The following is a 26,114-nucleotide window of genomic DNA, read 5'->3' as shown; positions in this document are numbered from 1 at the left end:
GGAGTATTTGATGTCTCAGCCATTTGATTACCGCAGTGTCGCAAAACAAGTTTTGGAAACCGAAGTTGCAGGTCTCACTCAATTAGACCAATATTTTAATGATGATTTTTGTAAAGCTTGCGACCTTATCCTAAACAACAAAGGCAAAGTCGTTGTGATGGGCATGGGTAAATCAGGCCACATTGGCAATAAAATCGCAGCCACATTGGCAAGTACCGGGACATCGGCTTTCTTTGTACACCCAGGAGAAGCTGCACATGGCGACTTAGGCATGATCGAACCTGGTGATATTGTGATCGCAATATCCAACTCAGGCGAATCGGGAGAAATCCTAAGCCTATTCCCAGTATTAAAGCGTTTGAACATTAAGATCATCAGCATGACAGGTAAGCCAGCATCGAACATGGCGACCTTGTCTGATATCCATTTACAAATTTCAGTACCAGAAGAAGCATGTCCACTGGGCTTAGCGCCAACAACTAGCACTACTGCTACTTTGGTGATGGGTGATGCACTAGCCGTTGCACTTTTACAAGCGCGAGGCTTCACCGCTCAAGATTTTGCACTGTCTCATCCAGGTGGCGCTTTAGGTCGTCAACTGTTGTTGAAGCTCGACGACATCATGCACACAGGCGATTCACTTCCTGTTGTAGCACCTGACGCACTAGTAAGAGACGCTCTACTAGAGATATCTCAGAAAGGCTTAGGCATGACGGCCATCGTTGGTGAAGATGGTCAAATGGCCGGTATTTTTACTGATGGTGATTTGCGCCGTATCTTAGACAAACGCGTTGATATCCATAACACGCAGATCGGTGATGTAATGACACTTAATCCGACGGTAGCTGAACCCAACATGCTTGCAGTTGAAGGCCTAAACTTGATGCAAGCTAAGAGCATCAATGGCCTGATGTTGTGCCAAGAAGGTAAACTGGTTGGAGCGCTAAACATGCATGACTTACTGAAAGCAGGAGTAATGTAATGACACAGACAGTCGAAACTCTATACGGCACGGTCGATGCTAATGTATTTGCAGTAGCAAAAGAGATCAAACTCCTAATTTGTGATGTAGACGGCGTATTCTCAGATGGTCGCATCTACATGGGCAACAACGGTGAAGAGCTGAAAACCTTCCACACTCGTGACGGTTACGGTATCAAATCACTGATGAATGCAGGCATTGAAATCGCGATCATCACGGGTCGCAAATCTCAAATTGTTGAGAATCGTATGACCGCTCTAGGCATTAAGCTGATTTATCAAGGTCAAGACGATAAAGTTAAGGCATACCAAGATATTTGCGATAAGCTTTCTGTAAACCCTGAAAATACAGGTTACATCGGAGACGATCTGATTGATTGGCCTGTAATGGAAAAAGTTGGCTTGAAGGTCTGCGTGGCAGATGGGCACCCGCTACTTGCAAAGCGTGCAAACTACGTGACAACCATTAACGGTGGTCATGGTGCGGTACGTGAAGTCTGCGACCTTATTTTACAAGCAAGAAATGAACTCGACGTGCATAAAGGTTTAAGCATATGAGTTTTACTCGTATTATCTATTTAATACTCATATTTATTGCCTCTTGGTCGACCTATTACCTGTACGACAAAGAGCAAACATCAACGATACAAGTGGCTCCCAATTTGGAGCTGCCCGCGTTTAGTGGCAAAAGCCTGAACAACATTAGCTACGACGAAAGCGGTATTCGCAGCTATCAGGTTGAATCGACATATTTAGAACACTACTCAGTGGTTGGCGATACGCACTTTCAAAACCCAGTTCTTTCGGTATTCCGTGAAGGGCACACGATTGAATGGCAAGTCACCGCTGATCGCGCGATTATGGATAAGAATCAAGTTGTCACTTTTTATGACAACGTTGTGGCAAAGAACCTGTTGCCAGAAGCCAGCTTCGATACAATGACCACTGATAAAATGGTTGTTGAGCTGCCTAGCCGAGATTTTTATTCAGATACTCCGGTCCATATGATCGGTACATTTTTTGAAACTGAGGGACAAGCAATGAAAGGTAACTTCGGTACCAACAATGCAACCCTCTTTAATTCTGTTCAAGGTAGATATGAAACTCTTACACCTTAGTTTATTCGCTTTGACCCTTGCGGCACCTAATGTCTATGCTCTGTCTTCGGATAGCGAGCAACCTGTCTACATTGACTCAGACAGCCAGCAATTGGATATGAAAAGTAACCAAGTGACTTTCCTTGGTGATGTGAACCTTAAACAAGGCAGCATCAATATCAATGCCGACAAGGTTATTGTTACTCGTAACGCCGTAAATGGTGAGATTGAAGAGATTCAAGGCTTCGGTAAGCCAGCAACCTTCTCTCAGCTTACTGACGACGGTAAGACACTCTACGGCGAAGCTGATGACCTACATTACCAGCTTGTTGCCGACCGACTGATCATGACCAAAAATGCGATGCTATCTCAAGATGGCAGCATCATTCGCGGTTCTAAGATCACTTACCAGATCGGTTCTCAGAAATTAGTCGCTGACAGTGGTGAAAACAAACGAGTGTCAACGGTTTTACAACCAACGGAAGTGAATAAGTAACGATGGCTGTTCTTAAAGCAAAAAACCTAGCGAAAACCTACAGTAAGCGTAAGGTTGTTACCGATGTAAGCTTACAGGTAGAGTCAGGCCAGATCGTCGGTCTGCTTGGACCTAACGGTGCGGGTAAAACCACGTCTTTCTATATGATTGTTGGTCTGGTTGCGCGTGATGAAGGTACCATCAGCATTGATGACCGAGACATCAGTATCTTGCCAATGCACAGCCGTTCTCGTCTTGGTATCGGTTACCTGCCTCAAGAAGCATCGATTTTCCGTAAGTTGTCTGTAGAGAACAACATCATGGCGGTTTTACAAACCCGTGATGAGATGACCAACGAACAACGCCAAGATAAGCTGGAAGACCTGCTAGAAGAGTTCCACATCCAACATATCCGCACCAGCAATGGTATGGCTCTGTCAGGTGGTGAGCGTCGTCGTGTTGAGATTGCTCGCGCATTGGCAGCAAACCCGCAGTTCATTCTTCTGGATGAACCGTTCGCTGGTGTTGACCCGATCTCGGTTATCGATATCAAAAAAATCATTGTTCACCTGCGCGATCGTGGCTTGGGCGTTTTGATTACCGACCACAACGTTCGTGAAACATTAGACGTGTGTGAAAAAGCTTACATCGTAAGCCAAGGGCACCTGATCGCTGAGGGTACTCCTGAAGATGTTCTCAATAACGAACAAGTTAAACAAGTTTATCTAGGCGAACAATTCCGTCTATGATTATATAGAGAGTATCGAGAGTTCTAAGAATAATAACTAGGTAAGTCACACTGAATGAAACCCTCATTACAACTTAAGCTAGGCCAACAGTTAGCAATGACTCCTCAATTGCAGCAAGCGATTCGTTTGTTGCAATTGTCTACTTTAGATTTGCAACAAGAGATTCAAGAAGCACTTGAATCTAACCCACTACTCGATGTCGAAGAAGGCAATGAAGACACGCCAACATCGGAAGAAAAACCTAGCAGTGACGAAAAAGAAACCGTTGAAGCCACAGAGCAAGACTTACCTGATAGTTCAGACTTAATCGAAAAATCAGAGATTGGCAACGAACTAGAAATCGACACAACTTGGGAAGACGTCTACAGCGCAAACACCGGTAATACAGGTATCGCAGTTGATGACGACATGCCTGTTTACCAAGGTGAAACCACTCAAAGCCTGCACGATTATCTACTTTGGCAACTCGACCTAACGCCATTCACTGACACCGACCGAAGCATAGCTTTTGCATTAATAGATGCTATCGATGACTATGGCTACCTCACTGTAACTTGTGAAGACATCCTTGAAAACTTCGACAATGAAGAGATCGAGCTTGATGAAATTGAAGCCGTACGTAAACGAATTCAACAATTTGACCCGCTAGGTGTCGGTTCAATCAATCTGCAAGATTGCTTATTACTGCAGCTGGCAACCTTTCCTCAAGATACTCCTTGGCTCAACGAAGCTAAGTTAGTACTTACTAGCCATATTGACCAACTTGGTAACCGTGATTACAAATTGGTTATCAAAGAGACCAAGTTGAAAGAAGCAGAACTACGTGAAGTTTTGCAACTGATTCAACAACTGGACCCGCGCCCTGGCAGTAAGATTACTCCGGATGAAACTGAGTATGTGGTTCCGGATGTATCTGTCTTTAAAGACCTTGGCAAATGGTTAGTGACCATAAACCCTGATAGCGTGCCTAAGCTAAAAGTGAATCAGCAGTACGCTGATCTGGGTAGTAAAGGCAACAGCGCCGACAATCAATACATCCGTTCAAATTTGCAAGAAGCAAAGTGGCTAATTAAAAGCCTAGAGAGCCGAAATGAGACGCTACTCAAAGTTGCGCGATGCATTGTTGAACATCAACGTGATTTCTTCGAACATGGCGAAGAAGCGATGAAGCCAATGGTTCTGAATGATGTTGCGTTAGCTGTTGATATGCACGAATCCACGATCTCTCGTGTGACGACTCAAAAATTCATGCACACACCACGTGGAATCTTCGAACTCAAATACTTTTTCTCAAGCCATGTCAGCACTGACAATGGCGGTGAATGTTCATCTACAGCAATTCGCGCACTCATTAAGAAGCTTGTCGCAGCGGAAAACACCGCGAAGCCTCTAAGTGATAGTAAGATTGCTGCTTTACTGGCTGACCAAGGAATTCAGGTAGCTAGACGTACCATAGCGAAATACCGTGAGTCTCTGGGCATTGCCCCATCGAGTCAGCGTAAACGCCTGCTATAAGCTAATTTAGTCGCTATTTACTCAGCAGCTATAATCAGGCAACTAACTGAAAAGGAAAGTCTATGCAAATCAATATTCAAGGCCATCACGTTGATCTTACCGATTCAATGCAAGACTATGTTCACACCAAATTCGACAAACTTGAGCGCTTCTTTGATCATATCAATAGTGTTCAGGTTGTTTTAAAAGTTGAGAAAATCAATCAAATCGCAGAAGCTACCCTGCATATAAATCAGGGGGAAATCCATGCGACAGCAACAGATGAAAGCATGTATGCCGCGATTGATTCATTGGTTGATAAACTCGTCCGCCAACTCAACAAGCACAAAGAAAAGCTAAGTAGTCACTAACATGCAATTAAGCGAAGTACTTTCATTGGACTGCACCAAAAGTGCAGTCCAATGCACAAGCAAAAAAAGAGCCCTTGAGCTCATCAGTCAGATCGCAGCAGAAAGCTGTGGTCAAGATTCAACAGAACTGTTTGAGTGCATGTTGAGCCGTGAAAAAATGGGCAGTACAGGTATTGGTAATGGCATTGCTATTCCCCACGCTCGTATGAATGTCAGTGATAAAGCGATTGCTGTATTACTGCAATGCCAAGATCCCATCGAATTTGATGCGATTGATAACCGTCCTGTCGACCTACTATTTGCCCTGCTTGTTCCAAGTGAACAATGTAAGGAGCATCTAAAAACCCTTTCTTGTATGGCAGAGCGACTAAACGATAAGCAGACTCTGAAACAGTTGCGTAATGCTCAAAGCGATCAAGAGCTTTACGACATCATGATTCAAGTGCCAACTTGCGAGCAATAACATGCGGTTAATCGTTGTTAGTGGCCAATCAGGGGCCGGTAAAAGTGTTGCGCTACGAGTCCTTGAAGACTTGGGGTATTACTGTGTCGATAACCTGCCAGTAAACCTGCTCAACGACTTTGTCGAATCGGTACGTGAGATAAATCAAAACGTCGCGGTTAGCATTGATATTCGTAACCTACCGAAAGAGCCTCAATTAGTTACAGAGATGCTAGAACAGCTAGAGTCTGCCACTAATATTGATGTGAACGTCTTGTTCCTAGATGCGAGCAAGCAGACGTTACTCAAGCGCTACAGCGAAACACGTAGAATTCACCCTTTATCGATCGGCCAAGAAAAGCTCTCTCTTGAGCAAGCGATTGATTTAGAGAAGACACTCCTGACACCTCTCGCAGAGCAAGCATGCATTGTGATTGACAGTAGCGACTGCAACCTCTACGAATTGAGTGAAAAGGTTCGATTTAAAGTTGAAGGTCAAGAGAAGCAAGAGCTGATTATTGTCTTTCAATCTTTCGGTTTTAAGTATGGCCTGCCAAGTGATGCCGACTATGTGTTCGACGTTCGCTTTTTGCCTAACCCTCACTGGGAACCAGCACTACGGCCTTTAACAGGTCTTGATGCACCAATTCACTCTTTTCTAGAAAAACACGCAGAAGTTCTTGAGCTCAAGCAACAGATCCAAGGCTTTGTTGAACAGTGGTTGCCAATGTTAGAGAAGAATAATCGCAGTTACCTAACGGTCGCGATTGGTTGTACTGGCGGTAAACACCGCTCGGTTTATCTAACTCAAAAAATTGGTGAGTACTTTGAGCAACTTGGCCATCAAGTTCAAATCAGACACGCCTCCCTAGAGAAGCACCAACAGGGCTAACCATGGAATTAACTCGAACTGTACTGATCCAAAATCGCTTGGGTCTTCACGCTAGAGCAGCCGTAAAGTTGGTTGAGCTTGCACAAAGCTTTGATGCAACCATCACTATCCATAGCGAAGAAGATAAAACAGCAACAGCAGACAGCGTTATGGGGCTACTTATGCTGGAATCAGCGCAAGGGCAACATATTACGATTCAAGCTGCAGGTACCGATTCACAGCAAGCACTGGATGCCGTCTGTCATCTCATTGAAGACAAGTTTGATGAGGGGGAGTAGCGAAAACGCTTCACTCACAACGCCTAAGACTCAAACAACGAACCAACCAATATTAAATCTTATTTCTATCTAAGTTTATGATTTAAATAAGCCCCAGAATTAAGTTACTATTCCAACCATTGTTAGAATAATGAGATAGGAGGAAAATATGGCAGAGCAATTAGAATTCGACCAAGCTCACCAAACCCTCCAAGAAGTCAGCGAAGCCCTAGAAAACGGCCGATTTGTTCACGTACGCCGACAACTTCAGGACATGGAGCCTGAAGATATTGCACACCTTTTAGAAGCCTCCCCTCGCAAAAGTCGTGACGTACTCTGGCAACTCACCGATCCTGAAGACTACGGTGAAATTCTTGATGAACTAAACGAAGACGTCAAAGATGCTCTTGTGTCGAAAATGGCACCTGAGACCTTGGCAGAAGCAACCGAAGGTATGGAAACCGATGACGTCGCGTACGTACTTCGAAGCCTACCCGACGATGTTTCTCGCGAAGTCCTTTCTCAAATGGACTCCGTCGATCGTGCATTAGTTGAAACTGCCCTGTCGTACCCTGAAGATTCAGCGGGTGCGATCATGAACACCGACGTAATCACGATTCGTGGTGATGTCGATGTTGACGTTGTATTGCGCTACATGCGTATGCGTGGCGAACTGCCAGATGCAACTGATGCTCTGTATGTTATTGATGAAGAAGAACGTCTTATCGGTAACCTATCACTTACCACGCTAGTAACGACTCAACCTGATGTCCCTGTTTCAGAAGTGATGGATGATGCCGACGAAGCGATCGCGGTTGAAACCAGCGCTTCCGACATTGCGAGCCTGTTCGAACGTCGTAATTGGGTTTCAGCGCCAGTAGTCGATAGTAATCAACACCTTGTTGGTCGTATCACTATCGATGACGTGGTTGATGTTATCCGTGAAGATGCCGAGCACTCAATGATGAGTATGGCGGGTATGGACGATGACGAAGATACCTTCGCACCAGTCGTAAAATCCGCTCGTCGTCGTAGTGTGTGGCTTGGTGCTAACGTACTCGCTGCGCTGGCTGCCGCATCAGTATCGAATATGTTTGAAGCAACGCTCGATCAAATGGCAGCGATTGCGGTTCTGATGACTATCGTGCCTTCGATGGGCGGGGTTGCTGGTAACCAAACCGTTGCACTGGTGATTCGTGGTTTAGCACTTGGTCATATCGGTGACAGTAACAAACGCGAACTGCTACTCAAAGAGGCAGCCATCGGCTTCCTAAACGGCGTTCTATGGGCCGTTATCATTGGTGGTATCGTGGTGGCTTGGAAAGGTAACTGGATACTGGGAGGCATCATCTCAGCGGCGATGATGACTAACTTGATTGTCGCAGGTATCGCCGGTGTAACCATCCCGGTAATGCTGAAAAAGATGAATATCGATCCAGCCCTTGCTGGCGGTATGGCACTGACCACAGTAACCGATGTTATTGGCCTATCGGTGTTCTTAGGCTTAGCAACCATACTTATCTAGCTTGATTAGCGACTCGGTAAATACAAAAAGGGAGCCATTGGCTCCCTTTTTTAATGCATCAGATTTAAATCTCATGTTTAAACTTGGAGTTTAAACTGAAGCAAATTACTCACCCGCGACTTTCATCGACTCAAGCAGGATAGAACCCGTTTGAATTTGCGAACGTGTTTCTACGTCGTTACCCACAGCAACAATCTGAGTAAACATGTCTTTTAGGTTACCGGCGATTGTTACTTCTGATACTGGGTATTGGATCTCTCCGTTTTCAACCCAGAAACCCGCAGCGCCACGAGAGTAATCACCCGTTACAGTATTAACGCCTTGGCCCATCACTTCAGTCACTAGGAAACCCGTACCCAACTCTTTTAGCATCTGCTCAAAGTTTTGGCCGGTCGATTTAACGAACCAGTTATGAATACCGCCCGCATGACCGGTTGGTGTCATGTCCATTTTACGTGCTGCGTAACTCGTCAGTAGATAAGTCGCCAGAACACCATCAGTGATGATTTCGCGATCTTGAGTGAACACACCTTCACTATCGAATGGGCTTGAAGCCAAACCACGCAAGATATGTGGTCGCTCAGAAATGTTAAACCAGTCAGGTAGGATTTTCTGACCGAGATGATCCAATAGGAATGACGACTTGCGGTAAAGGTTACCGCCACTGATCGCCATCACAAGGTGACCAATCAAGCCAGTAGCAACATCGTTAGCGAACATAATTGGGTATTGGCCTGTTGGTAGCTTTTTCGCATCCAAACGGCTAATGGTCTTTTCTGCTGCTTCTTGACCTACGCGCTCAGGCGTCCATAGCTCATCACGGTGACGTGCAACGGTATAGCTGTAGTCTCGCTCCATCTCACCGTTGGCGCCTTGTCCAATCACACAGCAGCTGGTGCTATGACGGCTTGAAGCGTAGCTTGCTAGTAGGCCATGGCTATTACCATAAACCTTAACGCCATAGTGGCTGTCGTAGCTTGCGCCATCACTCTGTTTGATCTTGTCGCTATAAGCTAACGCCTGCTTCTCAGCAGCAATCGCAATCTCAGCAGCATAATCAGGATTTGGTTCATCAGGGTGGAAAAGATCCAAGTCTGGAATTTCTTTTACCATGTATTCTTTTGCTGCAGGACCTGCAAATGGGTCTTCAGACGTGTACTGAGCGATATCAAGTGCAGCCGCGACGGTTTGAGCAATCGCCTTTTCACTCAGATCAGATGTAGATGCGCTGCCTTTTTTCTGGCCGCGATAAACAGTAATACCTAGCGCACCATCACTATTAAATTCAACGTTTTCCACTTCACACATACGTGTTGAAACACTTAAACCCGTTGACTTAGTAATAGCGACCTCAGCTGCGTCTGCACTCACTGATGCCATATCCAACGCTTTAGCTACTGCGGCTTCTAGCTCAACTCTTTGCTGGGCGACTTGCTGTTTTACATCCATATCTATTCTAATTTTTTAGGTCAATATTACGTAGGATAACAAGAATTTCGCTTTCTCCCCAAGATTCTTGCTAAAATAGGCAATATATTCGTTTGAGATAGTGACATAGGCAGAAAAGATGGCTCGCAAAAACCAAAAAGCCCCATGGGAACCAGAAGAAGAAATCATCTGGGTAAGTAAGACAGAAATGAAAACGGACATGGATGCCCTGCAAAAGCTGGGAGAAGAGCTTGTTGGTCTAAAGCCTTCTGTATTAGACAAATTTCCGCTGTCTGAAGATTTGGCACAAGCGATTAAAGATGCACAACGCTTTAAAAATGAAGCGAAGCGTCGTCAACTTCAATACATTGGTAAAGTAATGCGTAATGTCGATCCTGAGCCAATTCAAGCGGCTTTGGATAAAGTACGTAACAAACACTCACAAGCAACAGCTGAGCTACATAAGCTTGAGCAACTGCGTGATCGTGTTGTTGCTGAAGGTGATGCGGCTATTTCAGAAGTAATGGAAATGTACCCTGAAGCAGACCGTCAGCGTCTTCGTCAGCTAGCTCGCCAAGCTAACAAAGAGAAATCAGCGAACAAGCCTGCAAAGTCTTCTCGTGAGATCTTCCAAATCTTAAAAGAGCTAAAGCTAGAAGACTAATCGTTATCTCGCTTTACTCATAGAGTGAATAAAAGACCTAGCACATGCTAGGTCTTTTTGTTTTCTACGTACTCAATATCAGGGAGATTAAACAGGAGTGATGAGTCGTCACTCACCCGCTTTAACAAATGAGCTTAATTCTGTCTGTGGATGATCCGCCGTCAGTGCCTCTATCGAGTCTTCCACCAACACCTTGCCTAGCGCCACAAACACAAACTTATTCGCGATACTGCGTGCGTCACCTAAATGGTGAGTCACCATCAAGACCGTAATATTTCGCTCTGCCGCTAATCGCTTCACTAAGCTAAGCATCTCTTCACGCAGCAAAGGATCAAGCGCAGAGAAAGGCTCATCAAGCAGCCAAATATCATGAGGTTGGACAAAACAACGCGCTAGTGCGACACGCTGGCGTTGACCGCCGGATAAGTGCTCAGGCAATCTATCCAAATACTCAGCGACGCCAACTTGCGCTGCAGCTTGTTCCACAGATTGCTTTTGGGTTGCGGTAAGCTTTAACCCCGGATGTAAGCCTAATCCAATATTTTCACGCACCGTGAGATGGGCAAATAGGTTGTGCTCTTGAAACAACATCGCCAACGGGCGTTGATGTGCCTCTTTACCAATCAGCGACTGCCCAGCCACTGAGATCTCACCCGATGTAGGCTCGATAAATCCAGCAACTAGCGCCAACAGTGTTGATTTGCCCGCACCACTTGGTCCCATCAGAGCAACAATATCGCCCTGCTCTGCTTGGAAATCAAAACTAAACAACTCTTGGTGATAGTGGTAATCCACATCTTTCATCACTAACATCATCGGTTCCTTAACTTTTTAGCATTGAGATTTGAGGTTCGAGTAAATAAAAATTCAATGAAGCTAAAACTGCCCACACTCAATAGCAGCAGACTAACCGAAACAACGGCTGCGGCTTCCATCTGATAGCTGCCTAGCAGTTGGAATAGGTACAAAGGCAGTGTTCTAAAGTCTTGGCTACCAAATAAGGCAATCGCACTTAAGTCGCCCATCGCCAGCATAAAGCTGATCGAGAAGGCTTGCGCCATCGGCTTACGTAATGCGCGCCACTCCACCAACCTAAAGCGAGTGAATCCTGTCATTCCTAAGCTTGCACACACATACTGGTACTGCTGAGACAAATGCAGCATAGGTTGAGCTAAGGTTTTAATTACGTAAGGCAGTGCCATTAAACTGTTGACGGCAATCACGATAAAGAAAGCCAAGCTGAACACATCGGTAAATGAGCGTAATAGTAGGAAGATACCCGTACTGATCACTAGCCCCGGAGTGACTAAGATAATAGTGCCAATCAGCTCGATTTTATCGGCTCGAAAGTTCTTATTCTGTAAGCGCCATGCTCTGCTGGTCAGTAGTATCGCGATACCAATACCAACCGCGATAACACTTGCTAATGACGCGACTTTAACCGAGGTCATTAATGCCGCCCAAAACGGCTCACTGCTGAGTACTGTCAGTGCTTGCGAGTTAATACCACTGACGATAACCATAGCTAATGGCGGCAATACCAGCATTGAGACTATGATGATCCAGAAGCTGTCCCAAGCTTTTGACCACCAGCTGTCCTTAACCAAATATTTCTCTTCCGCCAACTGGCTAGCCGTCACAGAAATAGGTTTCGATAGGCGTTGAATGCTGACCGCGAGCACTCCACACAGCAGCATTTGCCATATCGCGAGCAAGGCACCAGCCTGCAGGTCAAAGTCGAATTTAATCGCTTGATAAATAGCGAGTTCGATAGTGGTCGATTTCGGACCTCCACCTAGCGCCATCACGGTAGCAAAGCTAGTAAAGCACAACATGAAGACTAAGCCACATACATGAGGCAGTTGTTGTCTCAATCGCGGCCATTCGACCCACCTGAATTTGTTCCAATGACTCATACCCAAATGAGCACACAGCTTATGTTGCTCGGCAGGCACGGTATCTAAGGCTTGTAAAAGTAAGCGACTGGCATAAGGCAAGTTAAAGAAAACGTGTGCCAGCAAAATACCATTCAATCCGTATATGGAGAATGGCAGTTCAATATCGAAGTTCGCCAAAAATTTAGCTAACCAACCACTATTGCCATAGATCGCAAGTAAGCCAAATACACCGACTAACACCGGCAGGACTAAGGTCGACGCGAACAGCCTTAACAATAAAGCGCGTCCAAAAAATTGTCTACGACACAGCGCATGAGCAATAGGTATAGCAAAGCCAACACTCAGCACCGTTGAGAGTGTCGCCTGATAAAAACTGAATTTCGTTACATGCCAATAGTAGGGATCGGACCATACTTGGCTGATATCAAGAGAAGGGGCATTGCTAAGCAATGCCCCAACTGCTGAAACCACGAAGGCGGTAATGAGTATCGCAACCCAGATACCTACCTTAGGTGTTTTCTTTATCATAAATTGATTTTTACCGTAAACAGTTCACTCAAAGTATATCGAACGAACTTTTAAATACAGAAAGCCTATTTCTTTAAAGTAAGTTAGAAAGTAAGTGCACTCTGCCATTCACGAATCCAAGGCTTACGCTTCTCGGCGATCTCTTCTGAGCTAAAGCTCAGCGCTTTCTGAGGAACCGTAAGTTGCTCAAACCCTTTTGGTAACTCAACATCCGTCACTGGGTACATCCAGTTACCTGTTGGCATCGCCGATTGGAATTCATCACTTAGGATAAACGCCATAAACTCATCAGCAAGTTTCTCGTTCTTACTGCCTTTAACTTTAGCGGCCACTTCCACTTGAGTGTAATGCCCTTCTTCGAAGCTTGCTGCTGCATACTTAGAATCGCTCTCAGCAATAATGTGGTAAGCCGGAGACGTTGTGTAAGACAAGACTAAATCTGACTCGCCTTCTAGGAACATAGAGTAAGCTTCAGACCAACCTTTGGTTACAGTCACTGTTTTCTGGGCAAGCTTCTTCCATGCTGTAGTTGCTTCATCACCGTATACCGACTTCATCCAAAGCATCATGCCTTGGCCAGGTGTTGATGTACGTGGGTCTTGGTAGATAACCTTAAGATCATCACGCTGCTCAACCAACTCTTTAAGGCTCTTCGGTGGGTTTGCTAACTTCTCTTTGTTGTAAACAAAAGCAAAGTAACCAAAGTCATAGGGAACAAAAGTGCTGTCGTTCCAACCATTAGGAAGCGTTACTGATGAAGTATCAACATTATGCTCAGCCAATAAGCCCGTCGCTTTCGCTTCAGCCATCAGGTTGTTGTCGAGACCTAGCAAGATATCGGCTTTGCTGTTTTCGCCTTCAAGACGTAAACGGTTCAGGATAGAGACGCCATCTTCTAGAGCGACAAAATTCACATCACAACCACACTTCTCTTCGAATGCTTTTTCAACGGCAGGACGAGGGCCCCAATCCGCAGCAAAAGAGTCATAGGTGTATACAGTCAAAGTGTTCTCTGCAGCAAAGGCAGAAAAAGAAATAGCTGTAGTAACAGCAAGGGTAGTTAATATGAATTTCACTGGACGCTCTCCATGGTCTGAGCGGCACAGGTTTGAGGGAGGAGAACGGTTGAGGTTGTTCCTAACTCAATTCCTACGCCAGCATTATCTGGTTCAGGTTTACGGGTCCCAAGCATCTGCTTGATCTCAGCTCGCATTCATTATTTGAATGGTTTGCTCCCCGATGAGTGTTCAGGATTGTAATTTGATTTTTAACAATAAGCTATCAAGTTTGGATCAATTACGTTGATCGTAGCCCCAACGTGGCATTAAACCTTGTTCTATACCTAAGTGATCAAGGATACGCGCCACCATAAAGTCGACCAAATCTTCAATTGACTTAGGTTGATGATAAAAACCCGGGGCTGCAGGCATGATCGTCACACCCATGGTCGAAAGCTTGTGCATGTTTTCGAGATGAAGCGTCGAAAATGGCGTCTCACGAACCACTAACAACAGCTGGCCTCGCTCTTTCATGACCACATCGGCTGCTCGCTCAATCAGGTTATCCGATAGACCATGAGCAATCGAAGCCAAGCTTCCCGCGGAACATGGGCAAACGACCATCTGCTTCGGCGCTGCTGAACCAGAGGCAACCGGCGAGAACCAATCATCTTTGCCACACACCACCAGCTTTTGAGGGTCGCAGCCAAGGTGTTTAACTAAAGCTTGTTTCGCCGCATCTGGCCCAGCAGGTAACTTAAGTTCATGCTCGGTCGCCAATACCACTCGCGCTGCCGATGAAATCAGCAAGTAGACCTGATAATCGGCTGCCAAAAGGCATTCAAGTAAACGCAGGCCATAAGGCGCACCGGATGCGCCAGTGAAAGCAAGAGTTATCGCTTTATCGTGTTTTGTCATGTTCTCAATTACTTCAAATTATAAGGTCGTGGATGCCGTTAGCCTTTGAGTGCCAATCCATCCAACAATTTTTGGTGAATGCCACCAAAGCCACCATTACTCATTACCAAGATTTGGTCGCCCGCTTGTGCCTCTGAGACAATTTTAGCAACGAATGCATCCATGTCATCACTCACGTGTGCAGGTTGATGGCACGCATCGGCAACATCTTGAACTGACCAATCAATGTTATCCGGTTGGAATAAGTAGGTAGAATCCGCCTGCTTCAACGAATCAGCCAGGGTTTCTTTGTGCACACCACGTTTCATGGTGGCAGAACGAGGTTCTAAAACGGCAATGATTTTCTTAGTGTCGACCTTATTACGTAATCCGCCCAGAGTAAGTTCAATCGCCGTTGGGTGATGAGCAAAATCGTCATAAACAGAAACACCTGCCACCTCGCCTTTAAACTCTAAGCGACGCTTGGTATTAATGAAAGTCGCCAGTGATTCACATCCTAAGTCGGGTGTCACACCGACATGTCTTGCCGCCGCAATCGCCATCAAGGCATTACTTACGTTATGATCACCAACCAAATCCCAGTCTACGGTTCCAACACATTCATTTTGGAAGTAAACCTCAAATTGAGAGCCATCTTTGACCAGTTTTTTGGCATCCCAATCGCCTTGCTCGCCACTCGATTCAGTTTCGCTCCAGCAACCGCGAGCTAAAACATCTTGAATAGCGATATCCTGCTTAGGTGAGAAAATGCGACCATTGCTTGGCACAGTACGCACCAAATGATGGAATTGTCGCTTAATCGCTTCAAGATCGTCAAAGATGTCCGCATGATCGAACTCTAGGTTATTCATCACTAAGGTTCTTGGGTGGTAATGAACGAACTTAGATCGTTTATCGAAAAAAGCACTATCGTATTCGTCGGCTTCTACCACGAAGAACATACTTTCACCAAGGCGCGCAGAGATACCAAAGTTACCCAACACACCGCCAACTAAGAAGCCCGGTGCATAGCCACAATCTTCCAAGATCCAAGCCAACATGCTTGATGTCGTGGTCTTACCGTGCGTTCCAGATACCGCTAACACCCAACGGTCATGCAGCAGGAACTCTTGCAACCACTGAGGACCAGAGGTGTATCTAAGGTTGTTATCCAACACATACTCAACACACGGATTACCGCGGCTCATTGCGTTACCGATAACCACGAGATCCGGCCTTGGCTCTAATTGGCTAGGGTCGAACCCTTCAATAATTTCAATCCCTTGTGATTCCAACAAGGTGCTCATTGGTGGGTAAACATTCGCGTCGCTACCCGTAACCTTGTGACCTAATTGACGAGCCAATACCGCAGCCCCCCCCATGAAGGTGCCACAAATTCCTAAGATATGAATATGCATAAATTACTTCCAAACGCTTGGCTAAATAAACGATGCCTAATTAAAACGGCTTGCACTCATTATCATTAAATGGCGATTAAAAGCGAGCGGCAATGCAAAACAAATTTAGTCGACATAGTAAGTGAGATCTGTGTCGCTTAGTTCATTACCATTAAAAAGATCTAACCTTTAGAATTTAGGTAAGCGTCTAGATGAATAAAGCCCACTCAAGAGGCCGAATCTACAGTGCTCAAATCCCCCCTAATATTGAGAGAAGTTTAAGGAAATAACATGTCTGAGATGCGCACCCTTGGTGAGTTCATTGTTGAGAAACAGAGTGACTTCCCCCATGCAAGCGGTGATCTATCATCCCTTTTGTCGTCTATTCGACTTGCTGCAAAAATTGTTAACCGTGAGATCAACAAGGCTGGCCTAGTCGACATCACTGGCGCTGTTGGTACAGACAACGTGCAAGGTGAAGAGCAGCAAAAGCTAGACCTTTACGCGAACGACAAATTTAAAGCGGCTCTAGAAGCTCGTGACCAAGTTTGTGGTGTTGCAAGTGAAGAAGAAGACGAAGCTGTCGCCTTCAATAAAGAGCTCAACAAAAACGCAAAATACGTTGTACTGATGGATCCACTTGATGGCTCTTCAAACATCGACGTGAATGTATCGGTTGGTACAATTTTCTCTATCTACCGTCGAGTATCACCGATCGGTACGCCACCAACACAAGAAGATTTCCTACAGCCAGGACACAAGCAAGTAGCCGCGGGTTACGTGATTTACGGTTCTTCAACCATGCTTGTATACACAACAGGTGCTGGCGTAAATGGCTTCACCTACGACCCATCACTGGGTACCTTCTGCCTATCTCATGAAAACATGATGATTCCAGACGAAGGTAAGATTTACTCAATCAACGAAGGTAACTACATCCGCTTCCCTACGGGTGTGAAAAAGTACATTAAGTACTGCCAAGAGAATGAGCCAAGCGACAACCGTCCTTACACATCACGTTACATCGGTTCTCTAGTTTCAGATTTCCACCGTAACCTGCTGAAAGGCGGCATCTACTTGTACCCAAGCACGCAAAGTCACCCTCAAGGTAAACTGCGCCTGCTTTATGAGTGCAACCCAATCGCTTTCCTTATGGAACAAGCGGGCGGCATCGCTTCAGACGGTGCTCAACGTATCATGGATATCAAACCAACTGAGCTACACCAACGTGTACCTTTCTTTGTTGGCTCAACAGACATGGTTCGTAAAGTAGAAGAGTTTCTTGAGTTGAACCGAGACTAAACCCCTCGTTCATTTCTCAAAATAGCGTCATTAAAAAAGCCAGCATTCACATGCTGGCTTTTTGTTTGGTAACTCAGAATATATAGCGACTAAGCGTTATTCCGCTTACACCAGTTACCCGAAAGTATTTCTTTATTAGCTGTTAGATCAAGCTGATACAAATATACCCATGCTAATCCAAATATAGTCTCTATTTGCTCGCGACGATACTCAACAGGAACATCTTCTAGCCGATCGAGCGACTCTAAAATTTCGTCGTTAATGATATAGACCTCGCCAGCGACACTTTTCTTTCCCAAAATCATCGCCGGATAGGTACCTAAATCAAAAAGCGCGTATTCCTTAGGTGTATCAAACTTCCCTAATAAATCACAGCCCTTCAAATAATGGTGATTCGATTGGCCTTGTCTCAAGGTTCCATAGACGAACACAAGATGTTGCATAAACCCTCCATAAGCCGTTCATCTCTGCAATTCGATGAATGGCTAAACACTCTCGACCTAAACCGCTCTACTCGAACTCAAATTGATAGAGAAGATCCACAGCACTGTCTAGGCCAGAAACAGCTTCAACATAGAGATCCTGCATCAATCGATAACGAACCGTAAATTCACCGAGCGAGTTAAAGATGCCCACACCATACTTCACCTGTAAACCAGGTAGGATGTAGCCACTTACCGTCACCTGAGAATCATCGCCAGATCCTGCGGTATCCAGTTGCAAGTCCTGTACACCAAAGGCTTCACCGATTTCGCCGACAACCTTACCACTCTTCGCTAAACTCAAACCGATTAAGGTCGTTGTCATCGAACCGCTCGACTCACCGTCGATATCTTGGCCACGCAAAATATAAGACAGCGCGTTAGCTTGTGGCATCGCGGGGTCAGAATAAATCTCGATGGTCGGCTCTGTCGCAGGGCCTGTCACTCGAATACCGGCAGTCACATCATCCTGAGTATTATCAGGGTTACGAATCGCGTTGATGGCTACGTATGGCTGATCCGGTGGTCCATTCATTAGGATCTTACCCTCTTCGATCAACAGGTCTTGCCCGAATGATTGATAAGTACCATCGACGATGTTCACTTCACCTGTAATAAATGGACCTTGGTCTTTTTGAGCCACGTTGAGCTTACCGACCAAATCACCTTCAAGACCGAAAGCAGACAATTTAAAGTCATCACCAATGGAGATATTAATGTTGGTCATGACATTAAATGGAATCGTATCTTCGTTTTCTGGCTCTAGATCTTTATTCAAGATAACTTGATCAGAAGAGACACCAACCGCTGACGGTGGTAAGTCTTCTACAACAATGCGTCCCCATGGTAATGCAATATCACCGGTAATTTTTGCCAGTTCTGGTGTGACATCAATGGTCATATCAGGCACGACCTTGACCTTAACCATCGGTGGGATATCAACCATCAACTCATCCGCGAAAACTCTAACGTTAGAGTGCCATGCTTTAAGATCTTGCCAATCTCCGGTTCCCTCAATATCAAGGTGACCATCAGGCGTTTCGACATTCGCATCCAGTTTTGCACTATAACCATCAAAGTCGAGGTCGATGCGGCCATCTTTCACATCAACAGGCGTAACATCGCCTTTGACTTGAATACCATCAACAGAGAATTGGCCAAAGACTTGAGGGTGCATCAGAGAGCCTTTAACTTGAAGATCACTCTCAAGGTCGGCTTTCAATAAGCTGTATTCACCTAGAATTGGTTGTAAGAAATCAAGATGGAACGTGGTCAGCTTAATTGCCGCATCGACCATTTTGTCTTCGGCAAGAATATCCGGTAACGACACCGTGCCAGACAGGTCACCATTGTCGGAAACATCCAACTTAAAATCGGCATCCAGTTTGTTGTCTTTCAGTTGGGCATTCAATGCAACGCTTTCCCAACCCAGTGTGATTGGCTCACCCACTTGTTGAACAACCTGACCTTTCGGCATATCAACGCTTACCGTGACTTCAGGCTCATCTTGTTCAGACCACTTTGCATGAGCAGTCGCATTGACTAAGCCCTGTAATTGCGTCTCTTTAGGCACAAAGGCTTTAATCTGCTCGAAATCGAATTGATTGATGGCTACCTTGGCCTCACCCGATTTTCCGACACGAACGTCTTCATCCAAACACACGCTCGAACCCGATTGTTTCCAACAGTGCGCTTGAACATCGGCAAACTGTTTATCAACATCCGCCTTTATCGCGACAGGTTGGTCTAATACCCAAGGACCTTGCTGAGTGGTGATTTTGACTCTGTCTAACGACCCATCCCAAATGATAGAAGGCTTTTGAATCAACTCTCCGGAAATAGCTAAGCTTGTAGACACGATGTCGGATATCACATCAAGTGTCACTGTGTGTTTCTTCTCACCACCACTCACCGTGAGATCAATGCTTTTTACGCTCTGATCTTGATAGGTTAGGTTGTTAGCTTTTAATTCAAGATCAGCTTGAGCTTCAGGCAATGGCAGAGGAACCACAGAACCATTAAGCGACAAGGATTCTAGTGTTGCTTCGTTATTCCAATCTACCTTATCCACATTTAGAGCTAGATCGACTTCAGGCTTTTTCGTTGGACCACTGAGCTGGATGTTACCAATCACTTTACCTTTCAAATCAGGGACGCTTTTTACAAGCTCAGGGAAGTCAATCTCAACACCCATGTCCCATTTCTTATCAAGCTCACCCTGAGCCTTAATCGAGTTAACACCGTGAGCTAAGCTCAAACCACTGGTTTTCAGTTTTGGTTCACCGCTCGCGCTGCGATCCGACGCTGACAACTGACCTTCGATATCCAGAGGGTATTCTCGCAAGATCCCTTCAATATCCAATTTAGGCAGTTCAATCGCCCAGCCGCCCGCTTCCGTCAACTCACCAGAGGTGACGATGTTTCCACTAATGTTGCCCTCAGCTTCTGGCCACTGCAGACCCGGTTGAATATCTTTGAGTGTCACGTCAGCTTGCCAGTTAACGAGACTCTTCCAGTTCGCTTTAACGACACCGTTAAGTTCACCGCCTAGCGTGTTCAGTTTTAAGCGCTCAAGTTCAATCTGTTCTGTGGTGCCCTTTCCCTGTAGATCGATGGTTAAAGCAGGTATCTCCTTACCATCAGCTTCACCTTTAAGCTGCACATTAAAGCCATCTAATGAGCCATCGGCTTTGAATTGCTCAATAGTCGCTTGGTAATCGCTTTTCCCGGTAAGGGGCCACTGCGCTTGCCCGCCTTCTAAGAGAAGGTCAAATGGCAGAGTCGGCTCTAAGGGTTGAATATCCCCAGACAGCTTTGCCTCAATCAGCTCAGAAAATTGGGAGTCTAGGTTTAGCTTAGCCACGCTGCCTTGTACTTTCAGAGACAACTTCTGCCCAGCAAGGTCGGTTTCTTTCACTAACGCATCCAAAGAAAGCTCTAACGGATAACCGCCCTTAAGCTCAACCTTCGTCGTTAGATTTGCGCTTGCTTGTGGCATATCGAGTTCGAGAGTGGAAACATCAACCGTGTGTTTACCCGCGCGAGCCTCAAGCCCAAGGTGGTTCACCACAATCGGTGTTTCTTGTTCTAAGGTAAAGCGGTTGAGGTCAAAACGCTCCAACACAACCTGTAAAGGAATCCAGACTTCCGGCAATTCGATAGCAGTTTTAACAGCAGCTTCTGGCTCAACCTTTTCTGCTTGCGGTTCTTCTGTCGATTCCGCGAGTTTAACCTTAAGATCATTGAATAAGGTTGGCGATACCGTCAGCTTTTCACCTTGCATACTCAAAGCCGTAGAGAACAGACTCCATTCAATTTCATGCCCTAAGATATTCAACTTAATATCAGACAAAGCGATACGGTTGATTACGATTGGCAACGGTGTTTTTACCGATGTTACGGGCGGAGTAGGTTCTGTTTCTTCTGTAGAGGCAGGAGGCAGTTCAGTAAATGCGAAGTCCAACCCTTGAATCGCTAAACGATCGACACACAGCTTAGGGTCGAGCAGGCAGCGAGGATTAATAGCCAAGTTCAACTTTTGAACTTTGGTATCGATATGTAGACTGTCATCTTTAAACTGAACATTATTAAGCGTAAAGCTCGGAAACAGAGCCCCTTTAGTGCTTTCCACTTTAAGCTGTGGCAATGCTTTTTCAGCGCCCCACAGCACAGTGTTCAACCCTGGGTTGGTAAACAAAACAAAACCTAGCAGGGCTATCAACAACAGCAAAATAGACGTCAATGAGATCGACGTCCACTTAATGAATTTTCCCATCACTTTGATCATAATTCTGGCCCTAAACTAAAGTGTAACTGGAACTCATCACCTTTTTCTGCATCTAGACCCCAAGCAAAATCTAAACTCACTGGACCAACAGGTGACGCCCAACGAACACCGACACCAGTGCCGTGTTTCCATTCAGGTTTATCATTAAATGCATCACCAATGTCGTAGAATGCCGCTCCCCACCAGTTTCCAACCAAGCGGTATTGGTATTCAAACGAACTGGTTGCCATGAATTTTGCACCCGTTAGTGCACCACTTTCATCTCGAGGAGAGATCGATTCATAACCATAACCACGAATGCTATTGTCACCACCAGCAAAGAATCTTAGGGAGGGAGATAGCTTATCAAACTCGTCGGCAAAGTTGCCGCCAAATTGAAGTCGAGTTAAGCCTCGGTGATTGTTACCAATGCTTCGAATCCAAGCGGTTTGACCTTGAAAACGAACAACCTTAGTTTCAGATAACAAGGTATCGTCAGCCGCTTCAACCATGATGGTTTGTTTGTCACCCCACATTGGCATCGAGCCACCACGAGTTCGAGTGCGTGAGAAAGAGATACCCGGCAGTACGAATTGTGCCAGGTCATCTTGTAAACCTTGTTCGTAGTTTTCGACCAAGTATCGAATGAACACAGTACGTTGCCAGCCATTATCCAAACGCCAATATCTTTCTAAGGCAAGGTTTGATTCCAAACTCTTGGTATCACGATTATCCAAATTTTTCATACCGTACTTAACTTGGTAGTAGTCATTAAGTACGTCATCCAATGGGATTTTATAAGCAGCCGTGATCGTCTGCTCAGGCTTCGAGATCGACAAGCTACTATTGAAGCTATGGCCTCGATCATTAACCCAAGGTTTTTTCCATTTGAGAGTGCCTTTCACACCAAGGTCGGTTGAGACACCGATACCCGTTTCGATTTGGTTACGAGCTTGCGGAGCAAGGCTAACCTTCATCGGGATCTCTCGGCCTTCGCCTAACTGGCTTAAATCTGGTTCAACAAATACCGAGGAGAACCAATCCGTATTGGACAGGTTTTGGTTGTACTCACCGACTTTGGTGATTGAGTAAGGTTCGCCATCCTCAAATGGTTTAAGTGACTGCACCTTATCTTCTTCTATCTGGCTACCAGTAACCTGAGTAGTACCAAAGTGATAGCGGATACCACTGTTATAATGAAGACGAACATAAGCGCGGTTCAATTCAGGAGCGACTTCTAGTTTACTGAGGTCATAAGCACCATCGAAGTAGCCTTTCGCTAAGCCAAGGTTGCGGATCGACGATTTCAAAGAGTCATAATTACCATGATTCAGAGTCGAACCTTTAGACAAGCTACTCCTCGCTATCAAGGCTAAAAAGTCTGGGTCATCTTTGGCTTCACCCGTCAGAACGATATCTGAAGTATAAATAACAACAGGCTCTCCCGGCTCAACCGTAACGGTCATTTCGGTATCATCTTCGGAGTGAGTAAATGTGATTTTAGGGTGGTAGTAGCCTAACGCATTCAGGGCTTCTTTAATCATAGATTCCAAACGAGATTGGAACCTTAGTGAAACCGAATACTCTTCTTCAGGGATCGCACTCAGATAAGCATCAACATTATCCTCAAGCGCTCCATCCAGCCCTTTAATTTCAAGGGAAACGTCAGCGAAAGCGAGCGTCGATGACAGTAGAGTGCCAATCAGAACTGGTAAAGTTTTTCTTATCATGTTTAATTGGTGAAGAAGTTATCAATACGTTAATAAGTGAAAAGAAATAATACCGCTAAATAGGCATTGAGTCTGTAATAAATCCTGGAATAACACGGTCTAATTTAAAGACTTATTCAATATTGACCAACAGTTAATATGAACCCACGTTAAATAAAAGCCAGCGCGGTAAACGTATGCGAAAAGGAATATATCATGCTAAACAAACAACAACTGGTTTCTGCAGCAACCGCACTACCGGGAAATGCTGACCCAATTCGAATCACTGAGCGCCATTTCGTCAATCAAACCGACCTGCTCGATGCACCCACGGACTCTCAACAAGAAGTCCTGTTTGGTATGGGATGCTTCTGGGGAGCTGAGCGTTTGTTTTGGCAATTGGATGGCGTTATTTCAACATCCGTTGGTTACGCTGGCGGATACACAGTTAATCCCACTTATGAACAAGTATGTACTGGGCAAACCGGCCATACCGAGGTCGTTCGTGTCATATTTGATAGTGAACAAACCTCTCTAGCTCGAATACTTGAAACCTTTTGGGAGCGTCATGACCCAACTCAAGGGATGCGCCAAGGCAACGATTTAGGGACTCAGTACCGTTCTGCGATTTACACCTTCAGTGAAGAACAACAATCTATCGCTGAGCACTCTAAACGTGAATATCAACGAGCAATGACTGAATCTTTAGGCAACGAGATCACGACGGAAGTTCTGCCTGCTGGAAAATATTTTTTCGCAGAAACCTACCACCAGCAATACCTAGCTAAAAATCCGAATGGGTATTGCGGGTTGGGTGGAACAGGTGTGTGCTTCCCTCCACAATAAAGTGCCATTCGACATACCATCGTGAACGACACGCATTAAAAAAGGGCTTCCATCAGGAAGCCCTTTTCATTGTTAATCTATTAGGTGCAAGACAAATCGATAAAGCTCAGTTACACCGGCAACGCTGCAATGGTGCCGTTAACTTCTTTAAAAATAGTGAGCTTTTGTTTGTCTGAAACTTCAGGAAGTAGCACCTTGCCTTGGTCGAAGCGAAACTCTCCAACACCTTCAATAGCAAATTGGCCTTTGAACAGGACTTTAACGAAACGCGCCACCTGATGTGGACGGTAAGTAGAAAATTTTCTTAACATAATACAACCTCAATTCCATTTGAGTACTACAGTCACATACCTGAACAGCGTCGCTGTTCAAAGCACATTTAATCGCTAATTCCTTTAGCAAACAGCAAGATAATCTATTGTTTACCCTGATACTGTCGCATTATACCTTTTAGTAACAAGCTCGCAACTTATTTCTACACCGTACGATAAAAAAGTTAAAGAGGCATTTTTCAAATTTCATATTATACTTCCAGAGCAAACCAATAAGCGGAACAAAAATATAATGAAAAACAAAACTCTACTGGCTTTTTTAGCCGCAGCCTCTCCACTCTTCGCCAATGCTCACAACCTATCTGTAGGTACAACTCTGCCTGCTGTCGATGTTAGCAACTATGGTGAAATCGTACTAAACGACGGAAATACCGGATATCAAGCTTGGGCAACCAATGATCTTCTAGGTAAAGTTCGCGTCGTTCAAGCTATTGCAGGCCGTAGCAGCTCGAAAGAGCTCAACGCACCACTGATGGCAGCAATTACAGCATCGAAATTCTCAGAAGACAGCTACCAAACCACGACCATCATCAACCAAGATGATGCGATTTGGGGTACTGGGTCTTTTGTTAAATCGTCAGCAGAAAGTAGCAAAGAAGAATTTCCATGGTCTTCTATGGTGCTAGATGAAGACGGCACGGTAGCGTCATCATGGGCTTTAAAAGAAGAAAGCTCTGCGATTATCGTTCAAGACAAGCAAGGTAAAATATTGTTTGTTAAAGAGGGGGCATTAAACGAATCAGAAGTCACTCAAGTCATTGAGTTGATTAAAGCGAGCCTTTAATAAGATATTCGCGTCTTTTTCGAGACCTGACCAAAGGATATTGTTATATTATAACAGTATCCTTTTTTAATTCTGTGGTTAATCATCCTGATGTGGAAAAACACACCTAACAATGTGAAACGTAAAACAGGCTTCTTGCTTGGGCTGATGCTTATGTTAAGCGTGTTAGCCGCGACACACATCGTAGATATCTCACCAGAACACCACACTTCACACCATTGTGAGCTGTTTTCGATAAATCAGTTCATTACAGGGCACTCACTGCCACAAGTTCCAGAGTTCCATTCAGAATTTACTGTCGCTATCACAGAGTCAGTCATTTCGTTACAGCGCCTGTATTTTGCCTATTTAGCACGTTCACCTCCTGTAAAGATTGCTTAATTTCCACTACTTTTTAACTAACCTTTATCCAGGAAAAAAACATGAAACCTACTATTTTAGCCGTTGTTATCGGCATGACTGTCTCAACGAATGTTCTAGCTAACGAAGAATTCCGCTCTCACGAAGCACACGTGCACGGTAAAGTTGAAGTGAACATCGCTCAAGATGGGCAAGAGCTGCTTATCGAAGTAACAGCTCCCGGCGCTGATGTGGTTGGCTTTGAACATGCTCCAGAAACTGCCGAGCAAAAGAAAGTGTTTGAACAAGCTATCGCGCAACTGAACAAGCCAGAAGAACTATTTGGTTTCAACAATGCAAGCTGTACTTTGAAGTTCAAGTCAGTGACGAACACCTTGGAAGGCGATCATGATGACCATGAAGGCCATGACCACGCAGAACACGATCATGACGACCACAAA

27 protein-coding genes and 1 riboswitch are annotated in these 26,114 nt (G+C 45.1%); of the genes, 17 read left to right on the top strand and 10 right to left on the bottom strand.

Translation table 11 applies throughout. The annotated features are described in order from the left end of the window. The first annotated feature begins 10 nt into the window (after positions 1–10). The 11 genes from kdsD (at position 11) to mgtE (ending at position 8,283) form a co-directional block, all read left to right on the top strand. Positions 11–982: an arabinose-5-phosphate isomerase KdsD gene (gene kdsD / locus A142_RS08300; RefSeq protein WP_017063736.1), complete on the top strand. Its 972-nt coding sequence runs from the start codon at positions 11–13 to the stop codon at positions 980–982. Beyond that, entirely contained in the window at positions 982–1,539 is a 558-nt protein-coding gene (kdsC, locus tag A142_RS08295; RefSeq protein ID WP_019821458.1) for a 3-deoxy-manno-octulosonate-8-phosphatase KdsC, read from the top strand. Before kdsD ends, kdsC begins: the two co-directional genes overlap by 1 nt. After that, on the top strand, positions 1,536–2,099 hold the full coding sequence (gene lptC / locus A142_RS08290) for an LPS export ABC transporter periplasmic protein LptC (RefSeq protein ID WP_019821456.1): 564 nt from the start codon (positions 1,536–1,538) through the stop codon (positions 2,097–2,099). Before kdsC ends, lptC begins: the two co-directional genes overlap by 4 nt. Then, positions 2,080–2,574 carry a lipopolysaccharide transport periplasmic protein LptA gene (lptA, locus tag A142_RS08285; RefSeq protein WP_017058914.1) on the top strand — a complete coding sequence of 165 codons (495 nt, stop codon included), beginning with the start codon at positions 2,080–2,082 and terminating at the stop codon, positions 2,572–2,574. The genes lptC and lptA overlap by 20 nt, the downstream gene beginning before the upstream one ends. Before the next feature lie 2 nt (positions 2,575–2,576). After that, on the top strand, positions 2,577–3,302 hold the full coding sequence (gene lptB, locus A142_RS08280; protein ID WP_004735304.1) for an LPS export ABC transporter ATP-binding protein: 726 nt from the start codon (positions 2,577–2,579) through the stop codon (positions 3,300–3,302). Between the two features lie 54 nt (positions 3,303–3,356). Beyond that, positions 3,357–4,817 (top strand): RNA polymerase factor sigma-54, encoded by a 1,461-nt coding sequence (locus tag A142_RS08275; RefSeq protein WP_019821454.1) that lies wholly within the window; start codon positions 3,357–3,359, stop codon positions 4,815–4,817. Positions 4,818–4,879: 62 nt separating this feature from the next. Further along, positions 4,880–5,167, top strand: a complete 288-nt coding sequence (hpf, locus tag A142_RS08270; RefSeq protein ID WP_009847742.1) for a ribosome hibernation promoting factor — start codon at positions 4,880–4,882, stop codon at positions 5,165–5,167. Position 5,168: 1 nt separating this feature from the next. Continuing rightward, the gene (gene ptsN, locus A142_RS08265; RefSeq protein WP_004738707.1) at positions 5,169–5,630 is read left to right on the top strand and encodes a PTS IIA-like nitrogen regulatory protein PtsN; all 462 of its coding nucleotides are present in this window, start codon (positions 5,169–5,171) and stop codon (positions 5,628–5,630) included. Position 5,631: 1 nt separating this feature from the next. Next, positions 5,632–6,501, top strand: a complete 870-nt coding sequence (gene rapZ / locus A142_RS08260) for an RNase adapter RapZ (protein WP_019821448.1) — start codon at positions 5,632–5,634, stop codon at positions 6,499–6,501. Positions 6,502–6,503: 2 nt separating this feature from the next. Beyond that, positions 6,504–6,779: an HPr family phosphocarrier protein gene (locus A142_RS08255; RefSeq protein ID WP_017066670.1), complete on the top strand. Its 276-nt coding sequence runs from the start codon at positions 6,504–6,506 to the stop codon at positions 6,777–6,779. Between the two features lie 148 nt (positions 6,780–6,927). Beyond that, a complete protein-coding gene (mgtE, locus tag A142_RS08250; RefSeq protein WP_017632278.1) occupies positions 6,928–8,283 on the top strand; it encodes a magnesium transporter in 1,356 nt (451 codons plus the stop codon). 105 nt (positions 8,284–8,388) lie between these two features. Here the strand turns inward: mgtE and pmbA are convergent, their stop codons facing one another. After that, positions 8,389–9,732 carry a metalloprotease PmbA gene (gene pmbA / locus A142_RS08245; RefSeq protein ID WP_017058910.1) on the bottom strand — a complete coding sequence of 448 codons (1,344 nt, stop codon included), beginning with the start codon at positions 9,730–9,732 and terminating at the stop codon, positions 8,389–8,391. Between the two features lie 118 nt (positions 9,733–9,850). On the opposite strand from pmbA, the gene yjgA reads away from it, so the two are divergent. After that, positions 9,851–10,375: a ribosome biogenesis factor YjgA gene (yjgA, locus tag A142_RS08240; RefSeq protein ID WP_017058909.1), complete on the top strand. Its 525-nt coding sequence runs from the start codon at positions 9,851–9,853 to the stop codon at positions 10,373–10,375. Between the two features lie 108 nt (positions 10,376–10,483). Here the strand turns inward: yjgA and thiQ are convergent, their stop codons facing one another. The 5 genes from thiQ to mpl form a co-directional block, all read right to left on the bottom strand. Beyond that, on the bottom strand, positions 10,484–11,188 hold the full coding sequence (gene thiQ, locus A142_RS08235; protein WP_020628668.1) for a thiamine ABC transporter ATP-binding protein: 705 nt from the start codon (positions 11,186–11,188) through the stop codon (positions 10,484–10,486). Further along, positions 11,188–12,801 carry a thiamine/thiamine pyrophosphate ABC transporter permease ThiP gene (gene thiP / locus A142_RS08230; protein WP_019821439.1) on the bottom strand — a complete coding sequence of 538 codons (1,614 nt, stop codon included), beginning with the start codon at positions 12,799–12,801 and terminating at the stop codon, positions 11,188–11,190. Before thiP ends, thiQ begins: the two co-directional genes overlap by 1 nt. An 83-nt stretch (positions 12,802–12,884) precedes the next feature. Next, the gene (gene thiB / locus A142_RS08225; RefSeq protein ID WP_019821437.1) at positions 12,885–13,877 is read right to left on the bottom strand and encodes a thiamine ABC transporter substrate binding subunit; all 993 of its coding nucleotides are present in this window, start codon (positions 13,875–13,877) and stop codon (positions 12,885–12,887) included. Positions 13,878–13,930: 53 nt separating this feature from the next. Continuing rightward, positions 13,931–14,050: riboswitch (TPP riboswitch) on the bottom strand. A gap of 43 nt (positions 14,051–14,093) precedes the next feature. Next, positions 14,094–14,717: a flavin prenyltransferase UbiX gene (locus tag A142_RS08220; protein ID WP_019821434.1), complete on the bottom strand. Its 624-nt coding sequence runs from the start codon at positions 14,715–14,717 to the stop codon at positions 14,094–14,096. Between the two features lie 38 nt (positions 14,718–14,755). After that, positions 14,756–16,114: a UDP-N-acetylmuramate:L-alanyl-gamma-D-glutamyl-meso-diaminopimelate ligase gene (gene mpl / locus A142_RS08215; protein WP_019821433.1), complete on the bottom strand. Its 1,359-nt coding sequence runs from the start codon at positions 16,112–16,114 to the stop codon at positions 14,756–14,758. Positions 16,115–16,384: 270 nt separating this feature from the next. On the opposite strand from mpl, the gene fbp reads away from it, so the two are divergent. Then, entirely contained in the window at positions 16,385–17,395 is a 1,011-nt protein-coding gene (gene fbp / locus A142_RS08210; protein ID WP_017097551.1) for a class 1 fructose-bisphosphatase, read from the top strand. An 89-nt stretch (positions 17,396–17,484) separates the two neighbouring features. On the opposite strand, the gene A142_RS08205 is transcribed toward fbp, so the two are convergent. The 3 genes from A142_RS08205 to tamA form a co-directional block, all read right to left on the bottom strand. Further along, entirely contained in the window at positions 17,485–17,838 is a 354-nt protein-coding gene (locus tag A142_RS08205) for a gamma-glutamylcyclotransferase family protein (RefSeq protein WP_019821430.1), read from the bottom strand. 67 nt (positions 17,839–17,905) lie between these two features. Continuing rightward, positions 17,906–21,664, bottom strand: coding sequence for an autotransporter assembly complex protein TamB (gene tamB, locus A142_RS08200; RefSeq protein ID WP_019821428.1), 3,759 nt, complete (start codon positions 21,662–21,664; stop codon positions 17,906–17,908). Then, a complete protein-coding gene (gene tamA / locus A142_RS08195) occupies positions 21,661–23,373 on the bottom strand; it encodes an autotransporter assembly complex protein TamA (RefSeq protein WP_019821427.1) in 1,713 nt (570 codons plus the stop codon). The genes tamB and tamA overlap by 4 nt, the downstream gene beginning before the upstream one ends. 195 nt (positions 23,374–23,568) lie before the next feature. On the opposite strand from tamA, the gene msrA reads away from it, so the two are divergent. Then, positions 23,569–24,198, top strand: a complete 630-nt coding sequence (gene msrA, locus A142_RS08190; RefSeq protein ID WP_019821425.1) for a peptide-methionine (S)-S-oxide reductase MsrA — start codon at positions 23,569–23,571, stop codon at positions 24,196–24,198. A 110-nt stretch (positions 24,199–24,308) separates the two neighbouring features. Here the strand turns inward: msrA and A142_RS08185 are convergent, their stop codons facing one another. Further along, positions 24,309–24,509 carry a DUF1107 family protein gene (locus A142_RS08185; protein ID WP_019821424.1) on the bottom strand — a complete coding sequence of 67 codons (201 nt, stop codon included), beginning with the start codon at positions 24,507–24,509 and terminating at the stop codon, positions 24,309–24,311. Between the two features lie 253 nt (positions 24,510–24,762). Between A142_RS08185 and A142_RS08180 the strand changes: the two genes are divergently transcribed. The 3 genes from A142_RS08180 to A142_RS08170 form a co-directional block, all read left to right on the top strand. Continuing rightward, the gene (locus A142_RS08180) at positions 24,763–25,314 is read left to right on the top strand and encodes a YtfJ family protein (RefSeq protein WP_017078800.1); all 552 of its coding nucleotides are present in this window, start codon (positions 24,763–24,765) and stop codon (positions 25,312–25,314) included. A 90-nt stretch (positions 25,315–25,404) separates the two neighbouring features. Further along, the gene (locus A142_RS08175) at positions 25,405–25,695 is read left to right on the top strand and encodes a DUF2607 domain-containing protein (protein ID WP_019821420.1); all 291 of its coding nucleotides are present in this window, start codon (positions 25,405–25,407) and stop codon (positions 25,693–25,695) included. Between the two features lie 41 nt (positions 25,696–25,736). After that, the coding region (locus A142_RS08170) for a ZrgA family zinc uptake protein (protein ID WP_019821418.1) at positions 25,737–26,114 on the top strand (378 nt) is incomplete at its 3' end.

Origin of the sequence: Vibrio splendidus 12E03 (assembly GCF_000272105.2) — a bacterium.
In the GTDB taxonomy this organism is placed as follows: domain Bacteria; phylum Pseudomonadota; class Gammaproteobacteria; order Enterobacterales; family Vibrionaceae; genus Vibrio; species Vibrio splendidus_I.
The sequence above is the reverse complement of the archived record's forward strand: the minus strand, read 5'-3'. Positions and strand labels throughout refer to the sequence as shown.